This is a genomic window from Mesorhizobium sp. WSM4808, from assembly GCF_055811675.1.
In genome coordinates this window covers 1-2,315 of sequence record NZ_JBVVQX010000056.1, presented here as the reverse complement: position 1 = coordinate 2,315, position 2,315 = coordinate 1, and the positions used below count along the sequence as shown (strand labels likewise).

Below are 2,315 nucleotides of genomic sequence, written 5' to 3'. Positions count from 1 at the left end.
ACGTATGACTCCAAGGGCGTGAAGGTCGTGGGCGGCCACATCAAACTGCCGGAAGGCCCCGGCCTTGGGGTCGTGCCGGAAGATGGCATGTTCGGAGAGCCCGATTTTTCCGTCGGCTGAGTGTCTCAACGCTTCATCGACGAGACCGGCGAGATTTGCCGTGAAAGCAAAGGTTGTCAGCCATCCCGACGACCTCATCGCTGTTCTCAAGGATCCGAGCTGGCGGATCGAGCGGGTCGGGCTGGAGGCGGGGTCCTTGTCGCAGTGAGGATCGGCACTGGCCTGCCCGAGCGCCCCCCTCGCACGCGCAGTGTAGGGCGAGCCACCTCACCGACAGAGGCAGCATTACCTTATGTATGGCAGCATTTGGAAGTGGCCACACCGAGTAGGTGTGAAGTCGCGTTGGGGTGAACGTTTTCGGGCTGAGCGCTATGGCTTCGTCAGCTTGGCTCGATACTCCTCGTCCAAGATGGACGGGAGGGATATCTTCTTGGTTCGGGCGCCATCGACAGCGATCATTTTCACCGCAACAAAACTGGATTCGTCGCTCGCCAGCCAAAGGACCGCATTTGCTATGTCCTTTGGAGAACCTATCCTTCCGACCGGGTGGAGTTCCGCCAATTCCCGCTCGACCAAGCTTCGGTCCGGGTGGAACTCGACATAGGAGCGGTTCAGATCGGTATCGATCCAACCAGGACACACGGTGTTGCAGCGTATACCATCGGGTCCAAGGTCTACCGCTAGGCCCAGCGTGAGACCTTGCACGCCGGCCTTGGTGGCGGCATAGGCTGTATGCCAGGGGTTGACAATAAAGCCCTCGACGCCCGAGCCAATGCGTCTCATTTCCGGAGCCACATACTTGGCCATAAGAAACGGACCACGGAGATTGACCGCCATGAGGCGGTCCCAATCGTCGACAGTCTGCTCGTCAATGGACTTGTGCACGACGATACCAGCATTGTTGACCAGGACATCGATCCTGCCGTACTTCTCCAGGACCTCGTCAACGAAAGCACGAACCGAGGTCTCCTTCGTGACATCAAGAGGCAAAATGGCGAGCCTCTCTAGGCTGCTGACAGGAGGGGAGCGCTCGTCAATCAAGTCGCCGATGACAACAACTGCCTCTTCTTCAGCGAGCCTCTCGGCAATCGCCCGCCCAATGCCTCGATTGCCGCCGGTGACGACAGCGACTTTGCCTGAAAGTCGATTCCCCATAGATCCCTCCTATCCTGCCGTGAAGCCGCCATCGATCGGAACAGCAACGCCCGTGATGTGCCTGGCATGCTGCTCGCTAACAGCGTCAAGCTCGCAATTAGTTTCGGTGTAGCCACGCAAGCGAAGGGCGGGTCATGAATGCGGCCGGCGACCGTCTTGCCGCCGGCTAGGATCGGCGCGGTGGTGTCGTCGCCGTGCCCCCCCGCTGGCGGCCAACACATTGGCCTCGATCAAGCGCGTGAAGCGGTTGCACAACGGCCGTGCAGGCGCCGCCTTGGTGGGCCGACGTCGATACGCTGAGACGGATGCCTTCGCGCGCATAGTGTTCGCTGTGGTGGTTTGATGGAGCGGCTGATGCTGCCTGACCTGCTCAAACAGGGTAAGCGTCCGGTGACGACCGCCTTCCGTGGCGAGGATCGGATCGGATAGGGGTCGGGCTCCGGACGCTGAAGATAGTGTCCACGAGCGAGGCTTAATGGACACGATCGCGACGGATGCAGTGGCTGGCCAAGTTTCTGGGATGGCGCGCGCCCGCCGGCGCAAGTCATACACTCTCGAAGAGAAGCAGCGGCTGGTTGCCGAGAGCTGTGAGTCAGGGTCGTCTGTGTCGCTGGTGGCGCGGCGGCACGACATCAATGCGAACCTGTTGTTCACGTGGCGCCGGCAGATGCGCCCGCCGGCGTCGACGGCTTTGCCGCTGGAGTTGATCCCGGTCGAGGTCATCAGCAGCGTGCCAGCTGCTGCACCAGCCGCGGCGGGTGGGGCGGAACAGCGCGGTGTGATTGAGATCGTCCTGCTCGGCGGCGTGCACGTGCGGGTGGACGCCGAGGTCAGCGAGGCGGCGCTGCGGCGGGTGCTGTCGGCTCTGAAGGCGGCGGCATGATCGCGCCCGGGTCTGGGGTGCGGGTCTATCTGGCGACGCAGCCATGCGATATGCGCAAAGGGATGGATGGCTTGGCCGCCCAGGTCCAGAACGTGCTGGCCACCGATCCCTTCTCCGGGGCGCTGTTTGTGTTCCGCGGGAAGCGCGGCGACATGTTGAAGATCCTGGCCTGGGACGGAAGTGGGCTGTGTCTGTTCGCCAAGCGCTTGGAGCAGGG

The 2,315-nt window shown here is 62.2% G+C and carries 3 protein-coding genes; 2 read left to right on the top strand and 1 reads right to left on the bottom strand.

From position 1 onward, the window contains the following. Positions 1-429 precede the first annotated feature (429 nt). Positions 430-1,215, bottom strand: a complete 786-nt coding sequence (locus AC0L2U_RS34610) for an SDR family NAD(P)-dependent oxidoreductase (protein WP_473603689.1) — start codon at positions 1,213-1,215, stop codon at positions 430-432. 475 nt (positions 1,216-1,690) lie between these two features. On the opposite strand from AC0L2U_RS34610, the gene tnpA reads away from it, so the two are divergent. Continuing rightward, positions 1,691-2,098, top strand: coding sequence for an IS66-like element accessory protein TnpA (tnpA, locus tag AC0L2U_RS34605; protein WP_473603688.1), 408 nt, complete (start codon positions 1,691-1,693; stop codon positions 2,096-2,098). Then, positions 2,095-2,315: IS66 family insertion sequence element accessory protein TnpB (gene tnpB, locus AC0L2U_RS34600; RefSeq protein WP_473603686.1), on the top strand; the 221-nt coding region annotated here is incomplete at its 3' end. The genes tnpA and tnpB, both read left to right, overlap by 4 nt.